Genomic DNA, 14,396 nt, shown 5'->3' with positions numbered 1-14,396 from the left:
TCGCCGACCTTCTACGCTCGGCCCACCTGCCTTCCCCGCGGGTCGTCCTGTCGTCGATGCATGTCGTGGAGAGTGGATGCCGCAGGTCGAGCTGGCGTGGGGAGCGGCGACGGCGGTCGGCCAGCGGCGGCGGAGACGGCCGAGCTGCTCGCCGTGGCCGCGGCGGCGATCGACGGCCCCGGCCGCCCCCTGGCGGCGGCCAACGCCGCGCTGCCGGTGCCGGAGCGACCGCACCTGACCGCCTGGCAGTCCCTGACCACGTTGCGCGAGCATCGCGGCGACGGCCACAACGCCGCGCTGCTGCAGCGGGGGATCTCCGGGGTGGGCGCGCACGCGCTCGCCGCCGCGGCCGAGCGGACGGACAAGGAATGGCTGATGCGCGCCCGCGGGTGGGACGACGATGCGTGGGACACCGCCGCCGAGGAGCTGGCCGACCGCGGCTGGCTGGCCGGCGACGAGCTCACCGCCGAGGGCGCGGCCATCGTCGCCGCGGTGGAGGCCGACACCGACCGGCTGGCGCTGGGTCCCTGGCAGGCGCTGGGCGACGCGCGGTGCGACCGGCTGGCCGAGCTGCTGAGCCCGGTACGCCGCGCCGTCGTCGCCGCGGGCACCTGGCCCGACCGCAACCCGATCGGTGCACCCGAGCTGCACTGACGGCTTTTCGCCCCGCACGTTGGCGAGACGGGGCGGAGAATGGCGGTTCGGACGTCAAGGTCTGACAGGGATGCGAGCTGTGGGATGGGCGTCATTGGGCAGTGGCTGACGAGTTGACCGACGTTTCAGGTCACACTCTGGTCACACCCCGTCCCACGTGACCCGCGCCGCGTGTCTCCTACTCAGCTGAACCGACCGGTGACGTTACGTTCCTGCCGCAGTCAGCGCCGCTGGGGCGCTGCGGTCGCCGGAAGGTGTCCTCTCATGTCAACCCCCACCAAGGCCCGCCGGCCGCTCCAGCGCCTCGGCCTCGTCGGCATCGGCTCCGCCGTGCTCCTCGTCGGCATCGCGCCCGCCGCAGGCGCCGCGGAGAACGTCGTCATCCTCCTCGAGCCTGGCGAGGTCGCGCTCAGCGCCTTCCCGGACGAGAACTTCGGTGCCACGGACCCCATGGCCGACCCGGCCACCGCGCAGGCGTCGACGCCCGTGGCCGTCCAGTACAGCGGCACGGTCACCGTGGAGCTGCCCGCGGAGCTCGACACCACCGCCGTCGAGGCCATGCTCGAGTTCGACGACGACGGCGACGGCATCGCGGACGTCACCTACGACTCCTCCCTGGCGGCCGGCGACTCCAACGACCTGGTCATCACCGGCCAGGGCACCGGCAGCATCACGGTCACCCTGCCGGCCGACGACGGGGCAGGCGTCGACAGCGCCACGCTGTTCCTCGCTCCGCTCACCACGACCCTCGGCCCGGCGTTCACCTACTACGACCCGCTGTTCTACGAGCTCGCACTCGACGCTGCCGCTCCCGTCGCCGCGACCGTGACGCCCGAGCTGGTCGCCCTCTCGCAGGTGCCCTGCGCGATCTCGTCCACCACGCCGTGCCCGGTCCCGGTGACGGCCGGCTCGACCGTCACGCTCGACCTGACCACGGGCTCGGTGCTGCGCGAGCTCGGTCTCACCGACCTCACCGGTGTCGAGGTCGGCCTCCAGGCGCTGGACGCCAACGGCGACCCGACCGGCGCGGCGGTGCCGCTCACGGTCCAGGTCTCCGGCTCGACGGCGACCTTCGAGGTCCCGGCGGGCACGGCGGCCGGCTCCTACGGCCTCGTGGTCGCCCAGCAGGCGTCCTCAGGGGCCATCTCCGTCATCGCCGTGGAGCTCACCGTGGCCGCAGCGACCGTCACGCCGCCGGCCGAGACCGCGGCCCCGACGCCTCAGGCCACCGTCGTGAACGCGGGCCTGCGCTCCAACACCGGCGTCGAGGCGGCGGAGTCGGGCACGTCGACGGCCGTCGCCCTGGGTGCCGGGATGCTGCTGCTCGCCGGTGCGGGTGGCGTCGCCGTGGCCCGCAACCGGCGCCGTCCGGCGACCGAGAGCAGCTCGTGCGGGGTCTGACCCGGCCGGGCCGGCGCACCGCCGTCGCTGCGGTCGCCGCCCTCGGCGTCGCCGGGGGCACGCTGCTCGCCGTCGGCCTGACCGACGGCGAGCAGCCGGTCGCGGCCACCGGGTCCCCGGACCCGGTGGCCGCCGCCACCGCGGCTCCGCCGGCCGACGAGGAGCCGCAGCCGGCGCTGCCGGCCGGGGGGACGGCGCTGCCGACGCCGTCCTCGGAGGTGCACGTGACCGTCCCGGCGCTGGACCTGGACCTGCCCCTGCTCCCGCTGACCCCGCGGGGCGGGGCGATCAACCCGCCGACCCTGACCGCCGCCTACTGGATCGAGCCCTACGGCGACCCGGTCGGTGCGGCCGGGGAGGCCGACAACACCCTCTACCTCGCCGCGCACTCGACCGGCACCGGTGAGTACGGCTTCGACCCGCTGATGGAGGCCGACGGCGGGGGCAGCACCCTGGCGGCGGGGGACGTGGTCGAGGTCAGCACCCCGGAAGGCACGGTCAGCTACACCGTCGAGCGCACCGAGCGCTACGCCAAGGGGGAGCTACCCGACGCCACCGAGGTGTGGGAGGCGGCGCCGGGGCGGCTGGTGCTGATCACCTGCTTCCAGCGCGGCGGGGGCCGGGCCTCGACCGAGAACCTCGTGATCTTCGCCGAGTCCTGATCAGGTGACGCGGGCGCGCTCGGTGGGATAGCCCTCGTGCGCGCCGGTCGCCAGCACCTCGCGGAACCGGTCCATCGCGTCCCAGACGTCGACGAAGCAGGTGTAGAGGGGCGCCGGCCCGAGCCGCACCCGGTCCGGCGTCCGGAAGTCGGGGACCACGCCGCGGTCCACCAGGGCCTGGGTGAGCTGCCAGGCCTGCGGGTGGGCCAGGGTGACGTGCGCCCCCCGGCGGGCCGGGTCGCGCGGCGAGGCCAGCGCCACCTCGTGCGGCGCCAGCCAGGCGTCGGCGAGGGCGACGACGAGCTCGCCGAGCGCCCGCCCCTTCGCGGCCAGCCGGTCGACGCCGGCCTCGGCCACCAGTCCGGCGCCGACCTCGACGGCGGCCATCCCCAGGACCGGCGGCGTCCCGACGCCGAACCGTTCGATGCCGGGCACCGGGTCGTAGGCCGGGCCCATGGCGAACTGGTCGCGCTGGCCGAACCAGCCCCAGATCGGCTGGCGCAGCTGCTCCTGCAGCTCCCGGCGCACGTAGAGGAAGGCCGGCGCGCCCGGGCCGCCGTTCAGGTACTTGTACGTGCATCCCACCGCCAGGTCGACGCCGTTCGCGGCCAGGTCGACCGGCACCGCACCGGCGGCATGCGAGAGGTCCCAGACCACCAGCGCCCCGGCGTCCCGGGCCGTCCGCGTGATGGCCGCGACGTCGGCCAGCGCCCCGGACCGGTAGGCGACCGCGGACAGGACGACGACGGCGACCCGCTCGTCCAGCGCCGCGGCGAGCACCGCCGGGTCCAGCCCCTGATCGACGTCGGCCGGGACCTCCCGCACCGTCATCCCGCGGGCCTGCGCGACGCCGGCCACGAGGTAGCGGTCGGTGGGGAAGTCGTCGGCGCAGCAGACTAGCACGTCGCGGCCGGGCCGCGCGTCGGTGGCGGCGACCAGCAGCTTGTAGAGGTCCACCGACGTGGAGTCGCCCACCAGGACCTCGCCCGGGCGGGCGCCGAGCACCCCTGCGGCCAGCAGGTCGCCGACCCGGGCGGCCGCGCCGATCCACGACGGCCAGGAGCGCACCAGCCCCCGCGCCCACTCCTGCTCGACCACCTGCGCCAGCGCGGCCGGCGTCTCGCAGGGCATCCGGCCCAGCGAGTTGCCGTCGAGGTAGAGCAGGTCGTCGTCCACGGTGAACCGGTCGCGGAAGCCGGTCAGCGGGTCGTCGGCGTCGCAGGCCTCGGCGGCTGCGCGGGTCAGGTCCACGCGGCGGTGTCTACCCGGCCGGCCGCGGCCGCGGGGCCGAGACCAGCCACCAGGCGACGGCCACCGCGGTGCCCAGGACGGCGCTGAGCACGAACGGCGCCTCCAGGCCCGCCCCGCTCGCCAGCGCGCCACCGACGAGTGCACCGACGGCGCCGGCCCCGTACACGGCGGTCCGCCAGGCCGCCGTGACCCGGCCACGCAGGGGGTCGGGGACCAGTCGGTGGCGCAGCGAGGCGGTGGCGACGTTGAGGACGCCGAACGCGCCGCTCGACGCGACGACGACCACGCCCGCCGCCCACGGCTCGGCGACGAGGAGGAGCAGGCACGGAGGAGCGGCCGCTCCGAGCGCGGACCACGTCACGACGCTGCGGTGCCGGCGCCCTCCGATGACCCGGTCGGCGAGCAGCGCGCCCATCAGCCCGCCGCCGGCCCCCAGCGCGAGCAGTGCCCCGAAGCCGACGGCGCCCAGTCCAAGGCGCTGCTCGGTGTAGACTACGAAGAGGCTGAACCAGGCGCTGTCGGCCAGCGCGACCGCGGCGACCGCGAGGACGAGGGTGCCCAGGGACCGGTCCCGCGCCAGCCAGGCCACGCCCTCCCGGAGCCGGTGGACGGCGCCGCGCCCCTCACCAGGAGGGACCGCCGGCCCCAGCGCGGTGAGCGCCGCTGCCGGCAGGGACAGGACGAGCAGTACGGCGACGGCGGTGGTGGCGCTGTTCACCACGAACGGCAGCGCGGCGCCGGCCGCGAACAGCGTGCCGCCGACCAGTGGACCGACGAACTCGTTGCCGACGACGGTGCCGGCCGACAGCCGCCCGTTGGCCCGCTCGAGCAACGCCGCGGGCACCAGCCGGGGGACGACGGTCTCGGCCGCGACGTCGCGCATCGTCTCGCCCACGCCGAGCAGGAACGCCGCGGTCGCCACCGCGGCGACCGAGGCCCGGTCGGTCGCCAGCAGGGCCACGAGCGCCGCCAGGACCGCGACCCGCAGGGCGTCGGCGAGGGGGAGCAGCACCCGCGCGCCGTGCCGGTCCGCCAGCGACCCGGCGAGCAGGCCGGTGAGCAGCCAGGGCAGGGTGCCGGCGGCGGCGACCGCACCGACGGTGAACGGATCGGCCGAGAGGGAGGCCGCCAGCAACGGGAAGGCCGCGAGCCGGATGCCGTCGCCCAGGTTGACCAGCACCGCAGCGGTCCAGAAGGTCCGGAACGGGCGGCCGAGCGTCACCGGCGGAGGCTACCGTCGGGCGCCGTGACCCAGCTCCACGACCTGACCGCGCTCGAGCAGGCCGCCGCCGTCCGGGCAGGGGAGGCGAGTCCGGTCGAGCTGGTCGAGCACGCGCTGCGCCGCGTCGAGGCCCTCGACGCCGGGCTCGGCGCCTTCCTCACCGTGACCCCCGAACGGGCGCTGGCCGCGGCCCGCCGCGCCGAGCGCCGGGTGCGCGACGGCGGCGAGCTGCCCCCGCTGCTCGGCGTCCCGACCGCCATCAAGGACCTCAACAACACCGCCGGCGTCCGGACGACCTTCGGCTGCACCGTCTTCGCCGACAACGTCCCCACCGTCGACGACGCCGTCGTCACCCGGCTGGCCGACGCCGGGACGATCAGCATCGGCAAGACGAACACGCCCGAGTTCGGCTTCCCCTGCTACACCGACAACCTCCTGGCCGGCCCGGCCCGCTGCCCGTGGGACCCCACCCGGCTGGCCGGCGGCTCCAGCGGGGGAGCGGCGGTCGCGGTCGCCGCCGGCATGCTGCCGTTCGCGCAGGGCAGCGACGGCGGCGGGTCGATCCGCATCCCGGCGAGCGCCAACGGGCTGGTCGGTCTCAAGCCCAGCCGGGGCCGGGTGAGCAACGCGCCCTTCGGTGGCGACGTCACCGGGCTGGGCACCAACGGACCGCTCGCGCGCACGGTGCGCGACGCCGCGGCGATGCTCGACGCGATGGCCGGGCCGGTGACCGGTGACGCCGCCTGGGCGCCGCCGCTGCCGCCGGGGGAGACCTTCCTCGGCGCCGCCGACCGCCCGCCGGGCCGGCTGCGGATCGGCAGGTACCTGGAGTCCCCCATGCCCGACGCCGGGCTGGAGCGTGCGGTGCAGGCGGCCTTCGACGACGCCTCCCGGCTGCTCGCGGACCTCGGTCACGAGGTCGTCGACGTGCCGCCCGGCCTGCTCGGCCCCGACGTCCTCGCCGCCTTCGAGCGGGTGTGGACCCTCTCGGGAACGCTGCTGCCGGTGCCGCCGGAGCGGGTCGGCGAGCTGCGGCCGCTGACCCGGGAGCTGCGGGCCCGGGGCCTGGCGCTCTCGGCGCAGGCGGCGATGGAGGCGCTCACCGCGCTGCGGCTGTTCGCCCGCCGCTTCGTCACCGCCACCGACGGCTACGACGTCCTGCTCGCGCCGGTCACCACGATGACGCCGCGGCCGCTGGGGTGGTTCGGCGCCGACGGCGACGGCGCCGCGGACTTCGAGCGGCAGAAGCGCTACGCCGCCTTCACCGCGGTCTTCAACGTCACCGGGCAGCCGGCGGTGAGCGTCCCTCTGCACTGGACGCCCGACGGGCTGCCGGTCGGGACGATGCTCGTGGGTCGCCCGGCGGACGAGGTCACGCTGGTCGCGCTCGCCGCCCAGCTGGAGGCGGCGCGGCCCTGGGCGGACCGTCACCCCGCGGGGTGGGACTGACCAGGAGGGAGCGGGCGGCTGCCGGTAGGTTGAGGGCGTGACCGTCGTCGAGACCATCCTCGTCTACGCGGTGGCCCCGCTGGCCGTGGTCCTGCTCTTCGCGCTGTTGACCCTCGTCCCCGGACGGCAGAGGAAGGTCCGGTACAAGCCCGGCCAGCCGTGGGATCACGAGCCCGTCTGGTACGAGCCGCACCCTGTGGCCGGCGACGGCCACGGTCCCACCCAGGCGCACGGCCCGGCCGCCGTCCCCGGTGACGGCACCACAGCGCTGGGTTCGTCGATGTACCCCGAACAGCACGGCGAGCGGTCGACCGGGCAGCCCGGCGCGTCCACCGCGCCGCACGGCGCGGCCGCCGGGAGCCACGGCTCGCACGCCCTGAGCGCCGCGAGCGCGAACACGGCCGCGGCCCGCCCCTACGGCGGCGCCCGCGGGACCTGGTGACCGCGTGACTCCCGACATCCCCACCGTCCGCGCTCCCGGAGGCCGCAGATGACCAGCGCGCTCGAGACCACCTCGCACGACACGGCGACGTCCGCCGGCACCCTGCCGACCCGGGACGACGAGGCCGAGGCCCGGGCCCCCGACTCGATCTTCGGCACCCGGGAGCTGTCGCGCCTCGACGAGGCGCTGACCATGTCCTCCCGGGAGACCGGGCTGCGCTTCACCCTCTACATCGGTGACCTCGGCGCGCAGACCCGCGCCCGAGCCGAGGAGCTCTTCGAGCGCTCCGGTCACGACCTCCCCGAGTCGGTGCTGCTCGCCGTCTCGCCGGGCCAGCGGGTCGTCGAGGTGGTCGTGGGCGCTGCGGCATCGCGCCGGCTGCCCGACCGGGCCTGCGCGCTGGCCGTGCTGTCGATGACCAACGCCTTCGCCTCCGGCGACCTGGTCGGCGGCATCGTCAACGGCCTGCGCCAACTGTCCGACCAGGCCGGCCACCCGCGCGGCCTGCGCACCCACTGAGCACCTCGTCGCCCGGTAGGCCGACGGAGTGATCAGCTCTTGGCGGCGTCCCGCTCCCGGGCCCGCAGCGAGCGCGCGATCCCGTCCCGGCCCTCGGCGACCAGCCGGCGCAGCGGGGCGGGGTGGTCCTCCCCGGCCAGCCAGGCGTCGGCCGCCTGGACCGTGCGCAGCTCGACCACGGGCGGGAAGAGGTACTGCACCGCGTTCTTGGCGATCTCGCCGGGCCGCCGGGCCCAGACCGGTCCGAGCTCGGGGAAGTACCGGTCCACGTAATCGGCGGTGAGCTCTCGCTGGGCCGGGTGCCAGAAGCCGCCCACGACCGCCTCGTGCACCGCGTTGGGCACCGTGTCGTCGTGGAAGGCCAGCCGCCAGGCCTCTTCCTTGGCCTCCGCCGTCGGTCGCAGCGCCCGGGCGGTCGCGGCTCGCCGCTGGCCGGTCGCGGTCGCGTCCCGCTCCTCCTCGGCCGCGATCTCGGCGTCCCCGGCCGCACCGATGGCGACCAGGCCGTGCAGGAACGCCCAGCGGGCGTCGGCGTCGACCGGCAGCCCCTCCACCACGCGGGAGCCGTCGAGCAGCCCGCGCAGCACGGCGGCGTGCTCCTCGCTGCGGGCGGCGCCGGCGAACGTGCGCGACCACTGCAGCTGGGTGTCGCTGCCGGGCTCGGCGGCCTCGAGCGCGGCCAGCGCCTCGTCCGCCAGCGCCCGCCAGCCGGTCTCGGCCCAGCGCGGGTCGGCGTAGTGGGACAGCGCGGACTGCACCCGGGACAGCAGCGACTGCACGACGCTGATCTCGGTCTCGGCGTCCACCCCGGCCAGCACCAGGGCCACCCAGTCGCGGGCGGGCAGCTCGGCGTCCCGGGTCATGTCCCAGGCCGCCGACCAGCACAGCGCGCGGGGCAGCGGGTCGGGGATGGTGCCGATGGCCTCGCGCAGGGTGGCCAGCGACCGCGGGTCGAGCCGTAGCTTGGCGTAGGTGAGGTCGTCGTCGTTGACCAGCACCAGGTCCGCCGCAGGGTGGCCGGCCAGCTCCGGGACCTCGGTGCGCGGGCCGTCGACGTCCAGCTCGACCCGGTGGGTACGGGTCAGGCCGTCGGGCCCGGAACTGTAGAGGCCCACCGCCAGCCGGTGCCGGCGCAGCACCGGGTGCTCGGGGACGGCGGTCTGCTCGATCGCGAAGCGTGAGTAGCGCCCGTCGTCGGAGAGCTCGAGGACCGGCCGCAGCGTGTTGACCTGGCTGGTCTCCAGCCACTGCTGCGACCACGCCGACAGGTCGCGGCCGGTCGCCTCCGACAGCGGGTCGAGCAGGTCGGCCAGCGTGGTGTTGCCGTACTCGTGCGCGCGGAAGTAGCGGCGGATGCCGGCGAGGAACTCGTCCCGGCCGACGTAGGCCACCAGCTGCTTGAGCACCGAGGCGCCCTTGGCGTAGGTGATGCCGTCGAAGTTCACCTCGACCGCGGCGACGTCGACCATGTCGGCGGCGATGGGGTGGGTGGAGGGCAGCTGGTCCTGCGCGTAGGCCCACGCCTTCTCGGTGTTGGCGAACGTCGTCCAGGCGGTCGTGTACTCCGTGGCCTCGGCCTGGCACAGCGCGGAGATGTAGGTGGCGAAGGACTCGTTGAGCCACAGGTCGTCCCACCAGCGCATGGTGACCAGATCGCCGAACCACATGTGCGCCAGCTCGTGCAGCACGGTCTCCGCGCGCCGCTCGTACTTGGCCCGCGTGGCCTTGGACCGGAAGACGTAGTCCTCGAGGAAGGTCACCGCGCCGGCGTTCTCCATCGCGCCGGCGTTGAACTCCGGGACGAAGAGCTGGTCGTACTTGTCGAACGGGTACGGGTAGTCGAAGACCCGGTGGTAGAAGTCGAAGCCCTGCTTGGTGACCCGGAACAGCTCGTCGGGGTCCAGGTACTGCGCCAGCGAGGCGCGGCAGTACAGGCCGAGCGGGATTCCCTCGTGGGAGTCGGTCACCCGCGCGTAGGGGCCGGCGATCAGCGCGAGCAGGTAGGTCGACAGCCGCTTGGTCGGCGCGAAGTGCACCAGCTGGGAGCCGCCCGGGCCGGCCTCGATGGTGCGCTCGCCGGTGTTGGAGACGACCTGCCAGTCGAACGGCGCGATCACGTGCACCATGTAGGTGGCCTTGAGGTCGGGCTGGTCGAAGCAGGTGAACACCCGCTTGGCGTCGGCCGGCTCGAAGTGCGTGTAGAGGTAGACCTGGCCGTCCTCGGGGTCGACGAAGCGGTGCAGCCCCTCGCCGGAGTTGGAGTACCGGCAGTCGGCGACCACGACGAGGGTGTTGTCCGCGGCCAGCCCGGGCAGCGGCAGGCCGCCCTCCTCGGTGTAGGTGGAGACGTCGAGCGGGGCGCCGTTGAGCGTCGCCGAACGGACGGTCTCGGCCACCAGGTCGATGAAGGTGTCCGCACCGGGCTGCCGGCAGCTGAACCGCACGGTCGTCGTCGACCCGAACGTGTGCTCGCCGGGGTGCCCCGCGCCGTCGGTCAGGTCGAACCGGACGTCGTAGCTGTCGACCGCCAGCAGTCGGGCGCGGGCGGCGGCGTTCTCGCGGGTCAGGTTGGGTACGGCCACGCCGGGCAGCTTCCCATGCAGGTCCGACACCGCGACGAGCGGACGGTTGAGGGAACAACCACCTCCCCGCCGGGCTTGGACGGCTGCAGAGACCCACCCCCCCGAGCGAGGAGCGATCCATGACCGAGGCAGTGCAGAGCGCCCCCACCAAGGCCCGTGTGGACTTCTGGTTCGACCCTGCCTGTCCGTGGGCGTGGCTGACCAGCCGCTGGGTCCTGGAGGCGGCCAAGGTCCGCGAGATCGACCTGCACTGGCACGTCATGTCCCTGGCGGTGCTCAACCGCGGCCGGGACCTGCCGGAGGACTACCAGGAGATGATGAAGCGGGCGATCGGCCCGGTCCGGGTGGCGATCGCCGCGGCGCAGCAGCACGGCGACGAGGTCCTCGGCGACCTCTACACGGCCATGGGGACGCTGCGCCACCACGAGGGCGTGGAGCTCGACGAGCTGATCGCCCCGGCACTGGAGCGGGTCGGCCTGCCCGCGTCGCTGGCCGAGGCCGCCACCTCCGCCGAGTACGACGAGGCCCTGGAGAAGAGCCATCACGCAGGCATGGACCCGGTGGGCGACGACGTCGGCACCCCGGTCATGCACATCGACGGCGTGGCCTTCTTCGGCCCGGTCATCAGCCGGGTGCCGACCGGTGAGGACGCCGGCCGGGCCTTCGACGGCGCCGTCCTGCTGGCCAACCTGCCCGACTTCTGGGAGCTCAAGCGCACTCGGCTGTCCGGCCCCGACATGGAGTCGGTGCCGGCCGACGCGCTGGAGCTGACCGGCCGCCGCTGATCCCTCCGGCCTCGGTGTCGGTTTCCGCGGAAACCGACACCGAGGCGGGTTTGGCATCCTGACGCGGTGCCGAACCCCGTCCGCCAGCGCATCCTCATCTCCGGCGCGAGTGCCGGCCTGGGCCAGGGCATGGCCCGCCGGTTCGCCGCCATGGGTCGCGACCTGGCGCTCGCCGCGCGCCGCACCGACCGCCTCGAGGCCCTGCAGCAGGAGCTGCGCGCGGCGCACCCCGGCATCCGGGTCGAGGTCGCGGGCATGGACGTCGACGACGCCGGATCGGTGGCCGCCGTCGTGCCGGAGCTGGCCGCGCGGCTCGGCGGCCTCGACCGGGTGGTCGTGAACGCCGGCATCGGAAAGGGCGGCTCGGTCGGCACGGGGCATGCGGCGGCCAATCGCGCCGTCCTGCACACCAACGTGCTCGGCTCGCACGCCCAGTGCGAGGCCGCGATGGAGCTCTTCCGCGCGCAGAACTCCGGGCACCTGGTGCTGATCTCGTCGGTCGCGTCGATCCGCGGCATGCGCGACACCCGCACCGCCTACGGCGCGAGCAAGGCCGCGCTCAACTCCCTCGCCGAGGGCATCCGCTCCGACGTGCACGGCACGCCGATCGCCGTCTCCACGATCCTCCCCGGCTACATCGCCACCGACATCAACGTCGGTCGCCGCGGCCCGTTCACCGTCGATCTCGACACCGGCGTCGCCGCCCTCACCGCGGCCATCGAGCGCGAGCCGGTGCGCGCCTACGTCCCGGGGCTGCCGTGGCGACCGATCTCTGCGCTGCTGCGGGTACTGCCGCTGCCCGTCGTCCGCCGGGTCACCTGAAGAAGGACCCCGTCCTCCCCACCCCTCGCACGCTCGGGGGCGGGCCCCTGGACGGGGCCGACCGGACGGCGGCCAGCACCGCCATCAGCTCCTCCCGCTGGGACCCCACGAACGTCGCGTCGACGACGGCGCCGTGCCCGGGGACGACCGACCCGCGGGCCAGGGCGTGCAGCCGACCCAGCGTCGCCGGCCACTCGGTGGGGAAGGAGTCCTCGAACGACGGGGGCTCGCCCTCCTCGACGAGGACGCTGCCGTCCCCGGCCGTCTCGACCTCCACCACCAGGTCGTGCGAGGTGTGCCCGCGGCCGAGGAACCGCAGCACCACGTCCCGGCCACCGACGTCGAGCACCGCGGTGCCGTCCACCAGGGCATCGGGCGGGTCGAGCGGGGCGCGCCGCACCCGCTCGGCGGCGTCCGCGTGGCCCTCCGCCAGCAGCTCGGCCACCCGCGCCGCCCGCTGCGCCTCCCCGGCCGCCAGCAGGTCGGCGGCGCAGCCGCGGGGGCCCCAGATCGTCGCGGGCCGGAACGCCGCGAGCTCGTGCGCAATGGTCGTAGTGGGCGTGGGTGTTGACCACCGTCCACGGGTGCGGGGTCACCCGGCGGACGGCGGCGACCAGGTCGGCGGCCTCACCGAGGTCGGAACGGGTGTCGACGACCAGGCAGGCGCCGTCGCCCACGACCAGGCCGCAGTTCAGGTCCAGGGACTCGTGCCGCCGGACGAAGACCCCGTCGGCGACCGCGGCGAACCTCACCAGCAGATCCGCATCGGCCGGCCGCGGGCGTCTCGCCGGCCGTCCCCGACGCACTCCGCGACGCCGTCGGCGACCCGTCGGGCCGACCAGGCGGCGGCGCAGGCGTCCAGCGCATCGGCGACGGGGACACCGTCCGGCGTGGCGGCCAGCGCGTCGAGGACGTCCATCACCGGCGCCAGCGCGCGCATCCGCTGGGCCACGCCCCGCGCGGTGGCCTTGCGGTCGGTCACCCGCTCGTCGAGCGCGCGGAAGGCCAGCTCGGGGTGCACCTCGACCACGTGGTCGGCCGGCGGGTCCCCGAGGGCGTCGTCCACCGAGCGCACCGCCGGGACCAGGTTCCACGCCTGCACCGACAGCGCTCTCCCGGAGGCGGCGCGGGACATGCGGCAGGCGTCGGCGTGGCCGGTGGCCGCGAGGACGCCGCGCAGCGGAGCGGGGAACACGGAGCTAATGGCGCGGCCCAGGCGCCGCCGCGCCGCGACGTCGCAGGCCCGCGGGCCGTCGTCCGCCAGCCCGATCGGCATGTCGATGCCGACCACCTCGACGCCCGGCACGGCGAGGACGGCAGCCGCGTCGGGCAGCGCCAACAGCCGTACCGACCGCCCGTCGAGGAGCGCCCCTACCCAGGCGCCGCGCCACCCGTCGACACCCAGCACCGCCATCCCGGCAGCCTGACAGACTTCCCGCCATGCGCGTCTTCGTCGGGACCGACCACGCGGGCCTGGAGTTCAAGGAGCACCTCAAGCAGGCGCTCGCCGACGCCGGTCACGAGCCGGTCGACTGCGGGGCGTTCGAGTACGACGCCCAGGACGACTACCCGCCGTTCTGCTTCGAGGTCGGCGAGCGGACGGTGACCGAGCCGGGCAGCCTCGGCGTGGTCATCGGCGGCTCCGGCAACGGCGAGCAGATGGCCGCGAACAAGGTCCCCGGGGTGCGCGCCGCGCTGGTGTGGAACCGGTCGACCGCCGAGCTGGCCCGCCAGCACAACGACGCCAACGTCGTCTCGATCGGCGCCCGCCAGCACAGCGTCGAGGAGGCCACCGAGTTGGTGCTGCACTTCCTCGCCACCCCGTTCAGCGGCGACGAGCGGCACGCCCGCCGGATCGGGCTGATCGCCGACTACGAGCAGAACCGGCACCGGCCGGCCGGCGGGCTGCCCACCCGGTCCGGACGCCCCTGACCCGAGACCGGGGAACTTGCTCATCCGCCGCCACGGCGCCAGTCTGGCGCCATGCCGAGTGTGCAGATCAAGGACGTCCCCGAGGAGACGCACGCGGTGCTCCGCCGGCGGGCGGCGGCGGCCCACCAGTCGCTGCAGGAGTACCTCCGGTCCCGCCTGATCGCCGAGGCCAGCCGGCCGACGATCGACGAGGTGCTGACCCGTGCCGGCAGCCGGCAGGGCGGTCGCGCGCCGTTGTCGCTCACCGCGCAGATCCTCAGGGAGGACCGTGATCGTCGTTGACGCCGGCGTCCTGTCGACCGGTCTGGCCGACGACTCCGCCGCCGGGTCGACGGTCCGTGCCCGGCTCTCCGGGGAGGAGCTCGCAGCACCGGAACTGGTGGACCTGGAGGTCGCCTCGGTGCTGCGCCGGCTCCTCCGGACGGGCCGGGTCACCGCCGCCCGGGCGCGTCTGGCGCTCGAGGACCTGGTCGACCTCCCCGTCGACCGGGCGCCGCATCGACCGCTTCTCGCTCGGTGCTGGGAGCTGCGCGACAACCTGACCCCCTACGACGCCGCCTACGTGGCGCTGGCCGAATCGCTCGACTGCACGTTGCTCACATCCGACGGCCGGCTCTCCCGGGCACCCGGGCTCCGCTGCGACGTCGAGGTGCTGGAGTAAGGACCCCTGCTCCC

General features: G+C 75.1%; 16 protein-coding genes. 11 read left to right on the top strand and 5 right to left on the bottom strand.

From position 1 onward, the window contains the following. Positions 1-96 precede the first annotated feature (96 nt). From E4P41_RS14035 to E4P41_RS14025, 3 genes are all read left to right on the top strand, one after another. Positions 97-654 (top strand): hypothetical protein, encoded by a 558-nt coding sequence (locus E4P41_RS14035; RefSeq protein WP_167761086.1) that lies wholly within the window; start codon positions 97-99, stop codon positions 652-654. A gap of 264 nt (positions 655-918) precedes the next feature. Next, entirely contained in the window at positions 919-2,055 is a 1,137-nt protein-coding gene (locus E4P41_RS14030; protein ID WP_135141865.1) for a hypothetical protein, read from the top strand. After that, positions 2,043-2,717: a class F sortase gene (locus tag E4P41_RS14025; RefSeq protein WP_135141864.1), complete on the top strand. Its 675-nt coding sequence runs from the start codon at positions 2,043-2,045 to the stop codon at positions 2,715-2,717. Before E4P41_RS14030 ends, E4P41_RS14025 begins: the two co-directional genes overlap by 13 nt. Here the strand turns inward: E4P41_RS14025 and kynU are convergent, their stop codons facing one another. Together kynU and E4P41_RS14015 are read right to left on the bottom strand one after the other, a co-directional pair. Next, entirely contained in the window at positions 2,718-3,968 is a 1,251-nt protein-coding gene (gene kynU / locus E4P41_RS14020) for a kynureninase (protein WP_135141863.1), read from the bottom strand. Positions 3,969-3,978: 10 nt separating this feature from the next. Next, positions 3,979-5,190 carry an MFS transporter gene (locus E4P41_RS14015; protein ID WP_135141862.1) on the bottom strand — a complete coding sequence of 404 codons (1,212 nt, stop codon included), beginning with the start codon at positions 5,188-5,190 and terminating at the stop codon, positions 3,979-3,981. Positions 5,191-5,214: 24 nt separating this feature from the next. Here E4P41_RS14015 and E4P41_RS14010 point away from each other — a divergent pair, with 24 nt between their 5' ends. Genes E4P41_RS14010 through E4P41_RS14000 form a run of 3 tightly spaced genes read left to right on the top strand, consistent with a single transcriptional unit; the run spans position 5,215 to position 7,600 of the window. Continuing rightward, positions 5,215-6,639, top strand: coding sequence for an amidase (locus E4P41_RS14010; RefSeq protein ID WP_135141861.1), 1,425 nt, complete (start codon positions 5,215-5,217; stop codon positions 6,637-6,639). Positions 6,640-6,676: 37 nt separating this feature from the next. Beyond that, a complete protein-coding gene (locus E4P41_RS14005) occupies positions 6,677-7,081 on the top strand; it encodes a hypothetical protein (protein WP_135141860.1) in 405 nt (134 codons plus the stop codon). Between the two features lie 48 nt (positions 7,082-7,129). Further along, positions 7,130-7,600 (top strand): DUF5130 family protein, encoded by a 471-nt coding sequence (locus E4P41_RS14000; protein ID WP_135141859.1) that lies wholly within the window; start codon positions 7,130-7,132, stop codon positions 7,598-7,600. 32 nt (positions 7,601-7,632) lie between these two features. Here the strand turns inward: E4P41_RS14000 and pepN are convergent, their stop codons facing one another. After that, entirely contained in the window at positions 7,633-10,212 is a 2,580-nt protein-coding gene (pepN, locus tag E4P41_RS13995) for an aminopeptidase N (protein WP_245177343.1), read from the bottom strand. 89 nt (positions 10,213-10,301) lie between these two features. On the opposite strand from pepN, the gene E4P41_RS13990 reads away from it, so the two are divergent. Both E4P41_RS13990 and E4P41_RS13985 read left to right on the top strand, forming a co-directional pair. Next, positions 10,302-10,967, top strand: coding sequence for a DsbA family protein (locus tag E4P41_RS13990; protein WP_135141858.1), 666 nt, complete (start codon positions 10,302-10,304; stop codon positions 10,965-10,967). Positions 10,968-11,033: 66 nt separating this feature from the next. Further along, a complete protein-coding gene (locus E4P41_RS13985; protein ID WP_135141857.1) occupies positions 11,034-11,789 on the top strand; it encodes an SDR family oxidoreductase in 756 nt (251 codons plus the stop codon). Here the strand turns inward: E4P41_RS13985 and E4P41_RS23295 are convergent. Both E4P41_RS23295 and E4P41_RS13975 read right to left on the bottom strand, forming a co-directional pair. Next, positions 11,782-12,234 (bottom strand): hypothetical protein, encoded by a 453-nt coding sequence (locus E4P41_RS23295; protein WP_245177342.1) that lies wholly within the window; start codon positions 12,232-12,234, stop codon positions 11,782-11,784. The genes E4P41_RS13985 and E4P41_RS23295 overlap by 8 nt on opposite strands. A 303-nt stretch (positions 12,235-12,537) precedes the next feature. Beyond that, a complete protein-coding gene (locus E4P41_RS13975; RefSeq protein WP_135141856.1) occupies positions 12,538-13,203 on the bottom strand; it encodes a DUF429 domain-containing protein in 666 nt (221 codons plus the stop codon). A 26-nt stretch (positions 13,204-13,229) separates the two neighbouring features. On the opposite strand from E4P41_RS13975, the gene E4P41_RS13970 reads away from it, so the two are divergent. Genes E4P41_RS13970 through E4P41_RS13960 form a run of 3 tightly spaced genes read left to right on the top strand, consistent with a single transcriptional unit; the run spans position 13,230 to position 14,382 of the window. After that, positions 13,230-13,721 carry a ribose-5-phosphate isomerase gene (locus E4P41_RS13970; RefSeq protein ID WP_135141855.1) on the top strand — a complete coding sequence of 164 codons (492 nt, stop codon included), beginning with the start codon at positions 13,230-13,232 and terminating at the stop codon, positions 13,719-13,721. Positions 13,722-13,772: 51 nt separating this feature from the next. After that, a complete protein-coding gene (locus E4P41_RS13965; protein WP_135141854.1) occupies positions 13,773-14,003 on the top strand; it encodes a hypothetical protein in 231 nt (76 codons plus the stop codon). Beyond that, the gene (locus tag E4P41_RS13960) at positions 13,990-14,382 is read left to right on the top strand and encodes a type II toxin-antitoxin system VapC family toxin (protein ID WP_135141853.1); all 393 of its coding nucleotides are present in this window, start codon (positions 13,990-13,992) and stop codon (positions 14,380-14,382) included. The genes E4P41_RS13965 and E4P41_RS13960 overlap by 14 nt, the downstream gene beginning before the upstream one ends. The last annotated feature ends 14 nt before the right edge of the window (positions 14,383-14,396 follow it).

This window comes from Geodermatophilus sp. DF01-2, assembly GCF_004571065.1.
Classification (GTDB): Bacteria; Actinomycetota; Actinomycetes; order Mycobacteriales; family Geodermatophilaceae; genus Geodermatophilus.
Note: the sequence above shows the minus strand (reverse complement) of the source record. Positions and strands in the feature narration are given on the sequence as shown.

Excerpts from the sequence above, each read along its gene's own strand:
- E4P41_RS13965 (WP_135141854.1), top strand. The coding sequence starts at position 13,773 with ATGCCGAGTGTGCAGATCAAGGACGTCCCCGAGGAGACGCACGCGGTG.
- E4P41_RS13990 (WP_135141858.1), top strand. The coding sequence starts at position 10,302 with ATGACCGAGGCAGTGCAGAGCGCCCCCACCAAGGCCCGTGTGGACTTC.
- E4P41_RS13975 (WP_135141856.1), bottom strand. The coding sequence starts at position 13,203 with ATGGCGGTGCTGGGTGTCGACGGGTGGCGCGGCGCCTGGGTAGGGGCG.
- E4P41_RS14030 (WP_135141865.1), top strand. The coding sequence starts at position 919 with ATGTCAACCCCCACCAAGGCCCGCCGGCCGCTCCAGCGCCTCGGCCTC.
- E4P41_RS13970 (WP_135141855.1), top strand. The coding sequence starts at position 13,230 with ATGCGCGTCTTCGTCGGGACCGACCACGCGGGCCTGGAGTTCAAGGAG.
- E4P41_RS14000 (WP_135141859.1), top strand. The coding sequence starts at position 7,130 with ATGACCAGCGCGCTCGAGACCACCTCGCACGACACGGCGACGTCCGCC.